The sequence below is a fragment of the Sphingomonas sp. genome (assembly GCF_035998645.1).
Lineage (GTDB): Bacteria > Pseudomonadota > Alphaproteobacteria > Sphingomonadales > Sphingomonadaceae > Sphingomonas.
The window spans coordinates 83,846-99,130 of the sequence record NZ_DASYHL010000004.1; the positions used below are offsets into that span (position 1 = coordinate 83,846).

General features: G+C 66.0%; 16 protein-coding genes and 1 tRNA gene. 5 read left to right on the top strand and 12 right to left on the bottom strand.

The features are described 5' to 3' along the window. Positions 1-45 precede the first annotated feature (45 nt). The 7 genes from VGN66_RS09820 to VGN66_RS09850 all read right to left on the bottom strand — a co-directional run bounded on the left by VGN66_RS09820 (position 46) and on the right by VGN66_RS09850 (position 7,127). Positions 46-1,533, bottom strand: coding sequence for a tryptophan halogenase family protein (locus tag VGN66_RS09820; protein ID WP_327518647.1), 1,488 nt, complete (start codon positions 1,531-1,533; stop codon positions 46-48). Then, complete coding sequence (locus VGN66_RS09825) at positions 1,530-2,372, bottom strand: aldose 1-epimerase (RefSeq protein WP_327519361.1); 843 nt, start codon at positions 2,370-2,372, stop codon at positions 1,530-1,532. The genes VGN66_RS09820 and VGN66_RS09825 overlap by 4 nt, the downstream gene beginning before the upstream one ends. Beyond that, the gene (locus tag VGN66_RS09830; protein ID WP_327518648.1) at positions 2,357-3,484 is read right to left on the bottom strand and encodes a hypothetical protein; all 1,128 of its coding nucleotides are present in this window, start codon (positions 3,482-3,484) and stop codon (positions 2,357-2,359) included. The genes VGN66_RS09825 and VGN66_RS09830 overlap by 16 nt, the downstream gene beginning before the upstream one ends. Beyond that, positions 3,481-4,470, bottom strand: coding sequence for a glycoside hydrolase family 5 protein (locus VGN66_RS09835; protein WP_327518649.1), 990 nt, complete (start codon positions 4,468-4,470; stop codon positions 3,481-3,483). Before VGN66_RS09835 ends, VGN66_RS09830 begins: the two co-directional genes overlap by 4 nt. A gap of 109 nt (positions 4,471-4,579) precedes the next feature. Beyond that, the gene (locus VGN66_RS09840; protein WP_327518650.1) at positions 4,580-5,743 is read right to left on the bottom strand and encodes an alpha-hydroxy-acid oxidizing protein; all 1,164 of its coding nucleotides are present in this window, start codon (positions 5,741-5,743) and stop codon (positions 4,580-4,582) included. A 40-nt stretch (positions 5,744-5,783) separates the two neighbouring features. Next, a tRNA-Arg gene (locus VGN66_RS09845) sits at positions 5,784-5,860 on the bottom strand. Between the two features lie 67 nt (positions 5,861-5,927). Further along, positions 5,928-7,127 (bottom strand): hypothetical protein, encoded by a 1,200-nt coding sequence (locus VGN66_RS09850; RefSeq protein ID WP_327518651.1) that lies wholly within the window; start codon positions 7,125-7,127, stop codon positions 5,928-5,930. A gap of 214 nt (positions 7,128-7,341) precedes the next feature. On the opposite strand from VGN66_RS09850, the gene VGN66_RS09855 reads away from it, so the two are divergent. From VGN66_RS09855 to VGN66_RS09865, 3 genes are all read left to right on the top strand, one after another. Then, positions 7,342-8,088: a queuosine precursor transporter gene (locus tag VGN66_RS09855; protein WP_327518652.1), complete on the top strand. Its 747-nt coding sequence runs from the start codon at positions 7,342-7,344 to the stop codon at positions 8,086-8,088. Between the two features lie 3 nt (positions 8,089-8,091). Next, entirely contained in the window at positions 8,092-8,424 is a 333-nt protein-coding gene (locus tag VGN66_RS09860) for a hypothetical protein (protein ID WP_327518653.1), read from the top strand. A gap of 82 nt (positions 8,425-8,506) precedes the next feature. Then, positions 8,507-8,911, top strand: a complete 405-nt coding sequence (locus VGN66_RS09865; RefSeq protein ID WP_327518654.1) for a hypothetical protein — start codon at positions 8,507-8,509, stop codon at positions 8,909-8,911. 52 nt (positions 8,912-8,963) lie between these two features. Here the strand turns inward: VGN66_RS09865 and VGN66_RS09870 are convergent, their stop codons facing one another. Genes VGN66_RS09870 through purS form a run of 3 tightly spaced genes read right to left on the bottom strand, consistent with a single transcriptional unit; the run spans position 8,964 to position 10,559 of the window. Next, a complete protein-coding gene (locus tag VGN66_RS09870) occupies positions 8,964-9,662 on the bottom strand; it encodes a Crp/Fnr family transcriptional regulator (protein WP_327518655.1) in 699 nt (232 codons plus the stop codon). Between the two features lie 4 nt (positions 9,663-9,666). Continuing rightward, positions 9,667-10,332 carry a phosphoribosylformylglycinamidine synthase subunit PurQ gene (gene purQ / locus VGN66_RS09875; RefSeq protein ID WP_327518656.1) on the bottom strand — a complete coding sequence of 222 codons (666 nt, stop codon included), beginning with the start codon at positions 10,330-10,332 and terminating at the stop codon, positions 9,667-9,669. Beyond that, positions 10,329-10,559, bottom strand: a complete 231-nt coding sequence (gene purS, locus VGN66_RS09880) for a phosphoribosylformylglycinamidine synthase subunit PurS (RefSeq protein WP_327518657.1) — start codon at positions 10,557-10,559, stop codon at positions 10,329-10,331. The genes purQ and purS overlap by 4 nt, the downstream gene beginning before the upstream one ends. 148 nt (positions 10,560-10,707) lie before the next feature. On the opposite strand from purS, the gene VGN66_RS09885 reads away from it, so the two are divergent. Further along, positions 10,708-10,857: a hypothetical protein gene (locus VGN66_RS09885; protein WP_186456746.1), complete on the top strand. Its 150-nt coding sequence runs from the start codon at positions 10,708-10,710 to the stop codon at positions 10,855-10,857. A gap of 42 nt (positions 10,858-10,899) precedes the next feature. On the opposite strand, the gene purC is transcribed toward VGN66_RS09885, so the two are convergent. After that, positions 10,900-11,682 (bottom strand): phosphoribosylaminoimidazolesuccinocarboxamide synthase, encoded by a 783-nt coding sequence (purC, locus tag VGN66_RS09890; protein WP_224923303.1) that lies wholly within the window; start codon positions 11,680-11,682, stop codon positions 10,900-10,902. 96 nt (positions 11,683-11,778) lie between these two features. After that, a complete protein-coding gene (locus VGN66_RS09895) occupies positions 11,779-12,645 on the bottom strand; it encodes a hypothetical protein (protein WP_327518658.1) in 867 nt (288 codons plus the stop codon). A gap of 385 nt (positions 12,646-13,030) precedes the next feature. On the opposite strand from VGN66_RS09895, the gene parC reads away from it, so the two are divergent. Further along, the gene (gene parC / locus VGN66_RS09900) at positions 13,031-15,277 is read left to right on the top strand and encodes a DNA topoisomerase IV subunit A (RefSeq protein WP_327518659.1); all 2,247 of its coding nucleotides are present in this window, start codon (positions 13,031-13,033) and stop codon (positions 15,275-15,277) included. Positions 15,278-15,285: the final 8 nt, after the last annotated feature.

Here is a 15,285-nt window from a genome sequence, read left to right on the forward strand (position 1 = left end):
CAGCCCCCCTCCCTTTCAGGGAGGGGAATCGGAGATCGCTGGACCCTACCGTACCATCGCCGCGATCTGATCGGCATGGCCGGGGAGCTTCCCCGCCACATCGGCATAGGTCGCGGCGATCTGGCGCATCGCCGCGGTCACGCGCGCATCGTCCATCGAATCGACCAGCGGGTCGTGCCCCTCGGGCATGATCCCCTGGCCGATCAGCACCGCGACCCAGCTGGGTACGCCGAACAGGTCATGGTCATAGCGGCGGATGCGCCCGCGCTCGCGCCACAGTTCCAGCTTGGCGGCAAGGCTGTCGGGGACCGGCATCTCGCCCACATGCCGCCACAGCGCGGTGTCGCGCCGCTGGGTCGCCTTGTAATGCAGCACGATGAAATCGCGGACATATTCGTACGCTTCGTGCATCAGCCGGTTATATTCGTTGCGCCCCGCCGACCCCATGCCGCTGTCCGGGAACAGCCACATCAGCTTCGATATGCCGGTCTGGATCAAATGGATGCTGGTCGATTCGAGCGGCTCGATGAACCCGGCGGACAGGCCGAGTGCGACGACATTGCCCTGCCATTGCTTCTCACGCACCCCGGCGGTGAAGGACAAAGCGCGCGGCTCGGCGGTCGCGGGCGCGTCGAGGTTCGCCAGCAGCGTCTCACGCGCGGCTTCGTCGCTGCCGAACGCGCTGGCATAGACGATGCCATTGCCGGTGCGGTGCTGCAGCGGGATGCGCCATTGCCAGCCAAACTCATGCGCGGTGGAGCGGGTGAGCGGGGTCAGCGGATCGGCGCGCTCGCATGGCACCGCCATCGCGCGGTCGCACGGCAGCCAGTGCGACCAGTCGCGATAGCCGACCCCCAGCGCGTCGCCGAGCAACAGGCTGCGAAACCCCGAACAGTCGATGAAGAAGTCGCCGGCGACGCGGCGGCCATCATCCAGCACGACCGCGGCGACATGGCCCGTCGCGCCGTCGAGTTCGACCGACGCGATCTTCCCCTCGACGCGGCTGACCCCACCGGCCTCGGCCCGGCGGCGCAGGAATGCGGCGTAGAGCCCGGCGTCGAAATGATAGGCATAAGCGAGGCCACCCAGCGGTGTGCGCGGATCGGCGGCGGGATGGGCAAAGCGGTCGCGCCGCGCCGCTTGCGCCGCCATCCAATAGTCCTCAAGGCTGCCGATGCGGTGCTTGAGCCAATATTGGTGGAACGCGACGCCCTGAAAATCATGCCCCAGATCGCCGAACGGGTGCAGGTAGCGGTCGCCCTTGCGCCCCCAGTTCACGAACTCGATGCCAAGCTTGATCGTCGCGCCGGTCTCACGGACAAAGTCGCGTTCGTCGATGCCCAACTGGTGGTTGAACTCGCGGATCGGCGGGATCGTCGCCTCGCCGACGCCGACCGTGCCGATCGCGTCGGATTCGACCAACGTGATCGTGCGCCGACCATCGTTCAGGAAGCGCGCGGCGGCGGCGGCAGTCATCCAACCGGCGGTACCGCCGCCGATGATGACGATGCTGGCGACGGGCGGAGCGATCATGCGCGCACGCTAACAGGTTGCGCGATCAGGCGCATCGTCGCGCGATGGCTCGCACCAGGCGCAACCGTGACACTGAGCGCGTTCGGCAGGTGCGCGACCGGCTCGAAACAGAAATGCGGGGCGCCGCCGGGGGTATAGACCACCGCATGATCGACCTCGGACTCGATCCGCAGCGCGCGTTCCGGCCAGGCAATCGTCGCAACCCCGTCCCATCGGGAAAAGGCGCAGTCGAGCGCGCGTTCGGCTACCGCGAAATCGACCTGCCGGTCGGCAATCTCGACCGGATCGCCGGGCAGCATTCGCGCATCGGGGGGCCAGCGCCGCTCCGCCGCAAAGCGCAGCCGCGCGCCTGCTGCCGGAAAATAGGGGTGATGCCCGCACGCCAGCGGCGCGTCGAACGCCTCCAGATTGCGCGCGGTGAGGGTGACGGTCAGCGTGTCGGGGGTCAGCGCGACAATCTGCTCGGCGGCAAAGGCAAAAGGCCAGCGCGCATCGCCGGCATGGTCGAGCGTCAGGACGACGCGATCGTCGCGTGCCTCGCTGACCTCCCATGCCGACGTCCAGCCGATGCCATGGATCGCATGCGGCTCGGGCGCGAAGTTCGGCGCGATCGCATGGTGCTCCCCCGCCCAGTCGAACCGCGCATCAGCGATCCGATTGGAAAAGGGCACCAGCGGAAAGCTGGCCATGCCGAGCGGATCGCGCGCCGCGATGGCCTCCGCCGATGCTGCGCGCAGCATCGGTACGCCATCCACAGTCCATAGCGTTAAGGCACCGCCAAGCGCCGGGGCGACCGCCGCACGCGCAGCCCCGGCAATCAGGGTCAGTTGCTCGACGATGTCAGCACCGCTTCTTCGCGAATGACATAGACGGGCCCGACCTCGATCTCCTGTTGGGCGCCGCCGGTGTGGATCGCGAGCTGCGCCGCACCCTTGGCGATGTCCATCCCGGCCTGGGTGCGGAACTGGTAGAGACGCCAATTCGGCCCGACCTGAATTTGCTTGTCGAGGAAGCCGTCATAGGGCGCGGTGTTCTTCTGGATGCGCACTGACAACAGCCCCTGGCCATCCGTCGTACCTGCCGACAGCGTACGCGCGAGCACCGCGACCAACAGCACGTCGCCGTCCTTGATCTCTTCGTCCAGCGTGATGCTGGCCCCCGACACATAGGGCGCGGTCCCGGCCGCCGCGATGCTGAACAGGGTGCCGACGCGACCATAGACATTGGTCACGGTCGCCTTGGTCGTCTGCCCTGCGCCGTGAAAGCCCCAGTCGCGATTGGCCGGATCGTTGAGCATCTTGCCCTTGTCCTTGAGCTGCGGCGGCAGCTCCGGATCGGGCGCGGCGGCGGTCTCGACGCGCTTGGTCGTGCGGATGCTGGTGGCGCCTTCAACGATGATGACCTGACCGATCTCGATCACCTGCTTGGCTCCGGCGAGCTGAAGGCCGACCACCGCCTGTCCGGTCGGCAGCGCCTTGTCCGATCGCGCGGTGACTTCGTACAGCGCCCATTCGCTGCCCACGTTGAGCACGGTGTCGCCAAAGCCCGCATAGGGCGCGGCATTCTGCTGGAACCGCACGCCGATCTTGCCCTTGCCGCCCGGCGCCTCGGACTTCACCGTGCGGGCATAGAAGGCAACCGTCACGTCGCGCCCGACTGCGATGCCGCGACGGATCGGCACGTTCGCGCCGCTGTCATAGATGTTGGCACCGGCGCGCGGCACCTCGACCCGCACGGCGGCACCGCCACCCGGGATCGACGGGTCCTGCACATTCTTGGTCTTCTGCTCGGCACCGTAGAATGCCCAGTCCATCCGCGACGGATCGTTGATCAGCGCGCCGGGCAACGCATCGTCCAGCGCCTGCAGCTCGGCGGTCGGCTGGTCCTGTGCCGCACCGGCGGCGGGAGCAAGCGCGGCGAGCGCCGCCGCAGCGATCAGAACCCGCTTCATTCCGGCAGCCCCATCGCGCCGCGCAGACCCGGAAGCCATTGCTTCTTCTCCTTGTCGTAAAATGGGAAGGTGTTGCTGTACGCCCATGTGCACATGCCGATGTCCATCGGCCCGAACGCGGCGGTGACCGCGCGGTGATAGGCGACGCGTTGGTCGAGGCTGGTGGTCGTGTGCGCCCCCGTCTCACCCATGAACGGCGTCTTGCCGGTGCGCGCAATATAGGCGCGGATCTTCTCGACATCGCGCTTCAGGCGCAACGCATCCTCGGCCGTGCCATAGGTGCGGCCCAGCGGCGGGGCGGGATTGACCCAGCTCGCGCCCTGATGGCTGAAGTCGAACGGCTCGTAATAGTGAAAGGTCGGGACGATATGCGGGTCCTCGGGCAGCGGCAGCGTCGCGAGGCTGTCGATCCCGCTCCAGAACTCGCCGCCGACGATGACGGGGCGATCGGGGTTGGTCTCGCGGATCGCTTTCAGCGCCGGGGTGATCACCGCGATCAGGTTCTTGTTGTCGAATTTCTCGTGCGGCTCATTCTCGACCTCGAACCACACATGCTCGCGCGGCATGTCGGCAAAGCGTGCCGCGATCTGCCGCCACATCGCCGCCAGCTGTGGCGCGCTGCCCAGCGGATCCTTGTGAATCGCCTCGAAATGATGGCTGTTGAGGATGACGTTCAGCCCCGCCGCGCGCGCCTGTTCCACCGCGCTACGGACGCGCTTCATATAGGCTTCGTCGATCTTGAAGTCCGGCCCCGGCCCGGCATGCGTGTCCCAACGGACGGGCAGGCGCACCGTCTTGAACCCGGCTTTGGCGATGATCGCCATGTCGTCATCGGCCAGCGGCTTGCCACCCCAGGCGGACTCAGCCGGCGGCTCGAACGTGTTGCCGATGTTGATGCAGATGCCGACCGGCAATTTGTCGGTCCGGGCGGGCACCGCTTGCGGCGCGGCGGCAAGCAGGGCGACCAGCGCCAATGGGGCGATCATGCGCATCTCTCCTCTAAGATTCCGGCCACTGTCGGACCGTGTACGAGTAGATTGGTAGCGCTATCAGACAACGCTGGTCAATCGGGGTTTTGAGTGATCCCTGAAGGCGTCAGGATAGCCGCCGCGCCCCCGCCTCGCGCAACGCTGCAGTGCTCGGAAATCCATCGACCGCCATCAGCAAATCCGCCTCGGCCAGGATCGATCGCAGCACATGCGCCGCGCCCTCGGCGCCGCCGAGCGCGAGGCCGTAGCAATAGGGCCGACCCACGCCGACCGCAGTCGCGCCGAGCGCCAGCGCCTTGGCGACGTCGCTGCCCGACCGGATCCCTGAATCGAACAACACCGGCACCTCGCCCGCCGCCGCGACGACATCGGGCAACAGGTCGATCGCGGCGATCCCGCCATTGGCCTGACGTCCGCCATGGTTGGAGCAATAGATGCCGTCTGCGCCCTCATCGATTGCGCGGCGCGCATCGTCGGGGTGGCAGATACCCTTGAGGATGATCGGCAGCGTGGTCAGCGAGCGCAGCCACGGCATGTCGGCCCAGGTCAGCACGCGCCCGAACGTTGCGGCCCAGGTCATCACCGCCGCGCGCGGGTCCTCCGCCACGGGCTTGGCCAGCATCTGCTGGAAGCGCGGGTCGGACCAATAGTTGGACAGGACATGCCCGCGCAGCTGCGGGAAATTGGCGGTGTTGAGGTCCCGCGGTCGCCAGCCGGTGACCCAGGTGTCGAGCGTCACCACGATCGCCTTATACCCCGCCGCCTCGGCCCGGCTGACCAGACTCGCGGCGAGTTCGGGGTCCTTGGGTGTATAGAGCTGAAACATCCCCGGCGTGCCGCCCATTGCGGCGGCGACATCCTCCAGCGGATCGTTGGTCAGCGTCGAAACGGTCAGCGGCACCCCGGTCATCGCGGCGGCGCGCGCGGCGGCGATGTCGCCATGCCCATCCTGCGTGCACATCCCCGCCACCCCGACCGGGGCCATGAACAGCGGGGAGGGCAGCTTCATTCCGAGCAGTTCGACCGAGAGGTCGCGGACCGAGCAATCGACCATCATTCGCGGCACGATGCCCCAATGGCGGAAGGCGTCGGCATTGGCCCGCTGCGTCTGCTCGTCCCCGCACCCGCCCTGGACGTAGGACAATAGCGACGGTGCCATCGCCGCCTCGGCGCGCTTCTCAAGGCTGGCAAAGTCGACCGGGATCGTCGGCAGCACGCCCTGAAGTCCCGCGCCATAGATGGCATGCTGATAGTCGCCGAAATGCGGCATCGCGTCCCCCTCCCGGTCCCTCCGCTTTGCGCGGAATGGCTGGCGCGCCCGGCAGGACTCGAACCTGCAACTCCAAGCTTAGAAGGCTCGTGCTCTATCCAGTTGAACTACGGGCGCGCGTGAAGGCCCCGTTAGCGCGGATTGGGGGGCGGCGGAACCGCGATTTATGCCGACGGCCGCATCGTCAACTCAATCGATACGCGCACGTGACCAGATTCTTCTGCCGATCTCCTAACGATCCAGACCCCTTCGACTCAACGGTCACCAACATGGCCTGCACCTCCCGATAGCTGATAGGGCGTGTCGCGCAGCGGACCATTCCCGTGGCGATGTTCGATCCCTGGCTGGGGTCGCTCAACTGAAAGCTGACTTTCAGACCACTTGTGATCACCGCAGCGCCAGGCATGCCCAAAGAGAACCACACATTCGATCGCGTTACTGAGGTTCCGCCAATGTCATCTATCGAGACGCGCAGAATATAGGGCATGGCCCCAAAGTTGGTGATGCCCATATCCGTTGGCACCGCATTGGCCGCTTCGGCGGCGGCGAGGATCGCGGGTGTACCCTTCTCCGCGGAAAGAACACTGGCGACGAACTTGTCGATAGTCTCGACTGTGGCCTTGAACTCGTCCGATCCACAATGGCGCCATTGGTCGGTCCATGCCTGCAGTCGTGCCAGTTTGGTGAATGCGGGATTGCTTGCCGGATTGATCATCTGGCGCTCACCCAATGTGCGGAAATCGGGATCTGCGATGCCTTGGAGCTTGTTCTTTTCTATCGTGGCTACGTCGCGCCATACGGGATCGGGTCCCCGTCCCATCTGAATGGCACTGATCAGGACGCGGTCCTCGGCGGTCAATTTGATCGCCCCGACCGATATGTCGCTTGCCAGCGCGGCGGTAATGTCGCTGAGGGCGAAGCCGAATTTCTTCGTCGTTCCATCACCCTCTGTGGATTTGAGAATTCCGGCCTTTCGCTCTGTCTCCTCGATCAGGACCTTTTCCTTCACGCACTTGGCACCCGAAAGCGTGCGATCCCCTCTCGCGGCGAGCTCGTCCATGCGCTGGAGCACCCACAAGCCCATCGAGAAATCGACCGTATCGCCCTTCGAGACGATCAGGATTGGGCGGGTCGACTCCGTGCGCAGCGCGTGTGCGATTTCCCGGATCGCGCTCCCCGCCTTCAACACGGCATCGCTGTTCAGCAACGAAGCCTCGATTGCACCTGCGCCATCGCCCAAACTTGTCTTTCCGCTTGCCGCAGCAACGCCGATGCCGGCGGCAATGCCTGTTTTCTCCGTGTCATCCGCTGCCATCGCCGGAACCGCGCAGGCCAAGTAGATTCCGGTAAATGTTGCGCCGAAACTATGAGTAATGATCTTCATCGTCTTGCTCCAACAAGATAATATCGAACGCATTACACAAATTGCACAGTCGTATTGTGATCAGTATCATTCATTCGTTGCCACAGGTCCAATGATATCGCCGATATGGTTCAGTCTGGTCGGAGGGTGCATCAGGCTGTCTGAGGCGTGCGGTCTGTTGCAAGCTCGCTCACTCGCGATCATAGTTTGGGTGCGTCATCAGGGGGGGGCAGCGATGAGCGACGGGGCAGGACCGGCACGGATCAACGCGGCGCAGGTCGCGGGCGGGCATTTCCGCTATTATGATTATGTGATGGCGGCGTTCGTCGCGATCCTGCTGCTGTCCAACGTGCTCGGCGCGGGCAAGGTGGCGCAGATCTGGATTCCGTTGTGGGAGGTGTGGTGGCCGTTCGGCGCGGGCATCCTGTTCTTCCCGATCTCGTACATCATCGGCGACGTGCTGACCGAGGTTTATGGCTATGCCCGCGCGCGCCGCGTGATCTGGGCCGGCTTTGTCGCGACTTTGTTCATGGCGTTCATGTCGTGGGTTGTCGTCGTGCTCCCGCCCGCGCCGGACTGGACCAACCAGCCTGCCTATGACGCCATCTTCGGACAGGTGCCGCGCATCGTGCTCGCCTCGGTCGTCGCCTTCTGGGCGGGGGAGTTCGTCAATTCCTTCGTGCTCGCCAAGATGAAGATCTGGACCAAGGGCAAGCATCTGTGGGCACGTACGATCGGGTCGACCTTTGTCGGGCAGGGGGTGGACAGCCTGATCTTCTACCCGCTCGCCTTCTGGGGCGCGACGGGGTGGACCAACGATCTGGTGCTCAAGGTGCTGGTGACGCAATGGGTGCTCAAGGTCAGCTGGGAGGTGTTGCTGACCCCCGTCACCTACGCCGTGGTCGGGTTCCTCAAGCGCCGCGAGGGCGTGGATGTGTTCGACGAGGGGACCGACTTCACCCCGTTCCGCACGCGGGTTTGACCCGTGCTCGATGTGTTCGGCAATGCCAAGGGGTGGCTGGTCGAATGGTCGGGGCTCGCCCGCGATAGTCTGCATGTGCATATCGGGCTGCTCGTCTTCTTCGCCGCCGCGCTGATCTTCCGCTGGCCGCTGCGCAGCTGGAAGCCCTGGGCCGTAGCATTGGCGATCACGCTGGCCGGCGAAGCATGGGATATCTGCGACACGCTCGCCGCCGGGCGCAGGGTGCGCCTCGACCATAACTGGCAGGATATCTGGAACACGATGCTGTGGCCGACCGCTATTCTGATCCTCGCGCGCACGACGCGAGTGTTTGGCACCAAATCGCGGACCCCGTGACACCGGCCGCGCCTAGTTTGACAAAGCGCAAAGCGGGACGCCTTTAGCCCGCGCATCGTCCCTCCCGACAAGGAGACCGACGATGAACATGCCCATTCACCAGACCGTTTTCGCAAACGCCGTCGCGATGCCGCGCACCCGCGGTGAGCATGTGTTCGACCTGCATCCGGCGCTGCACATCGGGGTGTTTGCGGGCTTCTTCGCCTATCTCGGCATCATGTGGGCGGCGTTCGGGGAGAAGGGGCTGGCGATCCCGTTCGTGATCTTCGGCGTCTTCCTTACCGCCGCCTTCATCGTCCCCGGCTGGTGGGCGCGGGTGGCACCGGGCGAGGGGCGCGCGCCCAGCTTCGCCGATTTCGTGGCCCAGGGGCTGCCGACCGGATCGGGCCATCTCGGCGCAGGCGGCGCGACCGTCCAGGTGATGATCATGCCGGCCATGCTGATGATCTGGGGCCTGATCGTCGCCGTGATCCGCTTCACGGTCTGACCAACCAACCCTCCCTCAGGCGGGTGGACCCACGGGTTCACCCGCTTTTCTTTTATCCGGCGGCGAGGTCGTCCAGCGCGGCGCGGTCGCGAATCGCGATACCATGGCTGCCGTGCCGCGCGATCAGCCCCGCCGTTTCCAGCGCGGTGAGCGTGCGGCTGACCGTCTCGATCGTGATGCCGAGCAGCTGCGCCATCTCCCCGCGCGTCAGCGGCAGGTCGAAGCTGTCGGCGTCGTGACATGGCGCGGGGCTGGCCGCGCGGGCAAAGGCGAGGATCAGCGCCGCGACGCGCCCCTTGGCCTGACGCTTCGAGATCAGGTCGATCAGCGCGCGGCTCGCGTCCAGTTCGCGGTTGACTTCATCCAGCAGGCGGCGGGCGAGCGCCGGGCGCGCGTCGCTGAGCGCGGCGACGTGCGACGCCGGAAACAGGCACGCCTCGCTGTCGGTCAGCGCGGTGACGTGCAGCGTCGCGGTCGGCGCGAACAGCTGGCCGAGCATCCCGGCCGGGTGGACGAGCGCGACGATCCGCTCGGTCCCGTCGCGGTCAATGGTCGACATCTTCGCCGCACCGCGCGTGAGGGTCGCGCAGACCGTGGCCGAATCCCCCGCCGCAACGATCGTCTCGCCGCGTGCATAGCGGCGGTGATGCCCGATCCGCGCGAGTTCGCCGCGATCGTCGGACGACAAGGCGGAGCAGACGGCGCGATCGGCGACCGGGCAAGTCGCGCAAACGATGGCGTCGCCGCTCACCGCCTCACGCTACCGCTTCGAGCAGCCCTTCGAACAGGCGGCGTCCGTCGCTGCCACCATGCGCGGCTTCGATCTTGCGTTCCGGGTGCGGCATCATGCCCAGCACATTGCCGCCGGCGTTGACGATGCCCGCGATCTGCCGCGCGCTGCCATTGACGTCGCTGGCATAGCGGAATGCGACGCGGCCCTCGCCCTCGAGCTGGTCGAGCGTGGCGGCATCGGCGAAATAATTGCCGTCATGGTGCGCGACCGGGATTGAGATCGTCTCACCCGCATCGTACCGGCTGGTGAAGATCGACTGGCTGTTCTCGACCGTCAGCGCGACGTCGCGGCACACGAAGTTGAGGCCGGAGTTGCGCATCAGCGCGCCGGGCAGCAGGCCGGTTTCGGTCAGCACCTGGAACCCGTTGCAGATGCCGATCACCGGCACGCCGCGATTCGCCGCATCGACCACCGCGCGCACCACGGGCGAGCGCGCCGCAATCGCGCCGCAGCGCAGATAATCGCCATAGGAAAAGCCGCCGGGCAGCGCGATCAGGCCAAGCCCGTCGGGCAGGTCGGTCTCACCATGCCAGACCATCGCCGGCTTGGACCCGGTCACGCTCTCGATCGCCACCGCCAGGTCGCGGTCGCAGTTCGATCCGGGGAAGACGATGACGGCGGTTTTCACTGCTTTTCCACCCGATAGTTTTCGATCACGGTGTTAGCGAGCAGCTTCTTGCACATCGCGTCGATGTCCGCGTCGCTGGTGTCGTCGGCGACCTCGAGCTCGATCAGCTTGCCGACGCGCACTTCGCCCACACCCGAAAAGCCGAGCGAGCCGAGTGCATGCTCGATCGCCTTGCCCTGCGGGTCCAGCACGCCGTTCTTGAGGGTGACGACGATGCGCAGCTTCATGGGAATTCCTCCGGGGATTTGCCGCGCCCTATGGGCCTAACGCCACGCGGGTTCAAGATTTCATCGCCCATTTACCCCGATGCGCAACACTCGGCGTTGCCGAGTCGCCGCCGCGGGGGCGGAACCTTGTGCCATGGAGTCTGGCGTGATGGCATTTCTGGCAATCACCCTGTTCGTCGCGCTCGCCGCGTTCGGCAGGGACTATTTCGGGTGGAGCGACCCAAGCGGGCAGGTTCAGATCGCGCTGATCTGTTCCTTCATCTTCGGGATTATCGCGGGCTTGAAGGCGAAGGGGTAGGGGTAGGGGCCGGCCCCGCCGCAGCGGGACCGCGCACCAAACTTACTTCCCGCGCTTCTTGCGGTGAGTCTCAAGGTCGAGCACCGCCGAATCGGCGCCCTCGGGCAACAGGCCCAGGCGGCGTGCGACTTCCTGATAGGCTTCGACTTCGCCGCCCAGGTCGCGGCGGAAGCGGTCCTTGTCGAGCTTTTCGCCGCTGACCATGTCCCACAAGCGGCAGCCATCCGGGCTGATCTCATCGGCGAGGATGATGCGGGCATAGCCGTTCTCATCGAAGATCCGGCCGAACTCGAGCTTGAAGTCGACGAGGCGGATGCCGATTCCGGCGAACAGGCCCGACAGGAAGTCGTTCACGCGCACCGCCATGTCGGCCATGTCGTGCAGCTCTTCCTGCGCGGCCCAGCCAAAGCACAGGATATGCTCGTCGGTGACCAGCGGATCGCCGAGCGCATCGTCCTTGAAATAATATTCGATGATCGTGCGCGGCAGCGGCGTGCCTTCCTCGATCCCCAGCTTCTTGGCCAGCGACCCGGCGACGACGTTGCGCACCACAACCTCGATCGGGACGATCTCGACCTGGCGGATCAACTGCTCGCGCATGTTGAGGCGGCGGATGAAGTGGGTGGGGATGCCGATCCCGCCGAGCAGCGTGAAGATATGCTCGGAAATCCGGTTGTTGAGCACGCCCTTGCCGCTGATCGTGCCCTTTTTCTGGGCGTTGAACGCGGTCGCATCATCCTTGAAATACTGGATCAGCGTACCGGGTTCGGGGCCTTCGTAGAGGATCTTGGCCTTGCCCTCATAGATCTGGCGGCGGCGTGCCATGCGGGGTCCTTCAGAAACGCGGTGCCCCGGCGGCACGGTCGCGCGACGCCGGGGCTTTGTGGCGCGGCCTATATCGCAGCCGCGCGTGCGGTGCAATCAATCGCTGGCCGGTGCCGTCGCAGGTTTCGTGCGGCGGATGCGCGGGCGCAGCCAGCGCCAGCCCAGAAAGCCGATCGCCAGCACCAGTCCGGGAGGCGCCAGCACTGCCAGCGCGCCAAGGACAAAGGCCAAAGTCGCCTGCGCCGATCCCGCGAGCAGGTCGAGCGCGCTGCTGAGCGGCGCGCTGGCATCGAACCCGCGCACCGCCGGGCCGGAGCCATAGTCGAAGGTCATCGGCGTGGTGGCGAGCGAGTCGCGTTGCGCGCCCGCCGCGCTCTGGACCTGCTCGATCTGTGCGACCAGATCGGCACGCTGGCGCTGCAATTCGGCGCGCTCGCTGGCGGGCAGGTTGGTGCGGGCGAGCTCGCGGTCGATTCGCGCCAGTTCGTCGCGGGCGCTGGCGCGTTCTCCGGCAAGGCGGGCAATCTCCGCCCCGGCATCGGTACCGGTGATCTCGGCATCGACCAGTCGTCCTTCAGCCTCCTCGATTGCGGCGATGCCTTGCTTGCCAAAGGCGCGTGCGAGCGTCGGGTCGAGCTTGAAGGCGAGCATCGCTTCGACCGCATTTTCGCCGGTCAGGCGATAGCGCATGCCGGTGATGCGGCACCGCGCGATGCCCAGCTTCTCGCAGGCAGCAGCATGGGTTTCCTGCGCGGCGGCGACGCGCTGGGCGGGCAGGCTGAAGGCGTAGCGATAGTTGAACGCGACCCCGGGCGCGGCGGTGACGGAGACTCCAGCGGGCGGCTCGGAGACTTCGGCGGCCGCTTCGGCGCGTTCGGACGACGGGTTGGTTTCCGGAGCCTGCGAACAGGCGGCAAGGGTCAGAGCGAGGGCGAGAAGCGCGGAACCCGATTTCCAGTGCATGGGCAACCTCCTGTTCGCGGCGCTCGATTCATCGCCGCAGAGGCACGTCTGGGCGTGCCGTGATAACACATCACATTACAGGGGTTTCGGCAATGCCACTTTTCCGCCTTATTCTGACATGTAATATATCCTGCAAACAAAGTTGCTTGGGCGGGTTCGTGCCGGCGAGCGCCCCAAAAATGACAAGATGTGGCGCGATCCATTGTGCCCTGGGGCGGGGGCGAGACACTCGCGCTCGACTCCCCGTGCGGTTTGCAGCTGCAACGACAGGGGAGTTGGTTAGTGGTCGCAAGCGCGAGTCTCCGACCCTGTGCCGAATCGGGAAGCAAGCGCGCGGCGCGTTTCTGATTTGTCCCGGACGGGCAGCGTTGCTATCGCCATCGGGATGGCCACCGACCTTAGCGACCCGTTCGACCAGATCGTCGACGCCCCCTTCGATAGCGCATTGTCCGAACGCTACCTTGTGTATGCGATGTCGACGATCACCGCGCGGTCGCTGCCGGACGTGCGTGACGGGCTGAAGCCGGTGCACCGCCGCCTGCTGTGGGCGATGCGCGGGCTGAAACTCAATCCGAACGACGCCTACAAGAAATGCGCGCGCGTCGTCGGCGACGTGATCGGCAAATATCATCCGCATGGCGACCAGTCGGTCTATGACGCGATGGTCCGCCTCGCGCAGACCTTTGCGCTGCGCTACCCGCTGGTCGACGGACAGGGCAATTTCGGCAATATCGACGGCGATAACGCCGCTGCCTATCGCTATACCGAGGCACGGCTGACGCAGGTTGCGATCGACCTGATGGACGGGCTGGACGAGGATTCGGTCGATTTCCGCCCGACCTATAATGGCGAGGATCATGAGCCGGAGCTGTTCCCCGGCCTGTTCCCCAATCTGCTCGCCAATGGCGCGAGCGGCATCGCTGTCGGCATGGCGACCAGCATTCCGCCGCACAACGCCGCCGAGTTGATCGACGCGGCGATCATGCTGATCGACCAGCCGGGCGCGAGCGACGCGCAGGTGCTGGAGCATGTGCGCGGCCCCGATTTCCCGACCGGCGGCATCGTCGTCGACAGCCCGACATCGATCGCCGATTCCTATGCCACCGGGCGCGGATCGTTCCGCGTGCGCGCCAAATGGGGGCTTGAGGATCAGGGGCGCGGCACCTGGCAGATCGTCGTCACCGAAATCCCGTACGGGGTGCAGAAGGGCAAGCTGATCGAGCAGATTGCGGGCCTGATCAACGACAAGAAGCTGCCGATCCTCGCCGATGTCCGCGACGAATCGGATGCAGAGATCCGCATCGTGCTCGAACCGCGTGCGCGCACGGTCGATCCCGACACGCTGATCGAAAGCCTGTTCCGCCTGTCCGACCTTGAGGTGCGCGTGCCGCTCAACCTCAACGTCCTCGACGCGCAGCGCACGCCGCGCGTGATGAGCCTGCGGCAAGCGCTGTCGGCCTGGGTCGACCACCAGTTCATCGTCCTGCGCCGCCGCAGCGAGCACCGGCTGCAAAAGATCGCCGACCGGATGGAGCTGCTCGAAGGCTATATCATCGCCTTCCTCAACCTCGACCGGGTGATCGCGATCATCCGCACCGAGGATGAGCCCAAGCCGGTGATGATGGCCGAGTTCGAGCTGACCGACCGCCAGGCCGAGGCGATCCTCAACATGCGGCTGCGCGCGCTGCGCAAGCTCGAGGAAATGGAACTGCGCAAGGAGCGCGATGCCCTCGCCAAGGAACAGGCCGAGCTGCAGGCGCTGTTGTCGAGCGAGGCGCGGCAGCGCACGCGGATGAAGCGCGACCTGACCAAGGTGCGCGACCGCTACGGCCCCGAGACCGCGCTCGGCGCGCGGCGGACGGTGGTGGCCGAGGCGGCCCCCGCGCGCGAAATCCCGCTCGAAGCGATGATCGAGCGCGAACCGATCACCGTGATCCTGTCGCAGCGCGGTTGGATCCGCGCGATGAAGGGCCATGCCGAACTGGCCAGCGCAGAGACCGCGAAGTTCAAGGAAGGCGATGGCCCGTTCATCGCCTTCCACGCCCAGACGACCGACAAGCTGCTGCTCGCGGCTGAAAATGGCCGCTTCTACACGCTGGCGGCCGACAAGCTGCCCGGCGGACGCGGCTTTGGCGAGCCGGTGCGGCTGCTGATCGATCTCGACGGGGGCACCGGCATCGTCGGGCTGCTCCCCGCCAGCTCCGCGCCAAAGCTGCTGGTCGCGGCCAGCGACGGGCGCGGCTTCCTGGTCAAGACCGAGGATGTCATCGCCGAAACCCGCAAGGGCAAGCAGGTGGTGACCCCGCGCAGCGGCGCCGCGCTCAAGCTGGTCCGGCCGTTGGGCGGTGAGGATGATTACGTCGCGGTGATCGGCGACAACCGCAAGATGCTGGTCTTCCCGATCGCCGAACTCGCCGAACTGGCGCGCGGGCAGGGGGTGCAGCTTCAGCGGTATCGCGACGGCGGGCTGTCCGATGCGATCACCTTCCGCTTCGCCGATGGCCTCAGCTGGCGGATGGGCGGCGAACAGGGGCGGACGCGCACCGAATCGGACCTTGCCCCGTGGCGCGCCGCGCGCGGGGCGGCCGGACGGATGCCGCCGGTGGGTTTCCCGCGCGATAACCGCTTCTAAATCGCGCT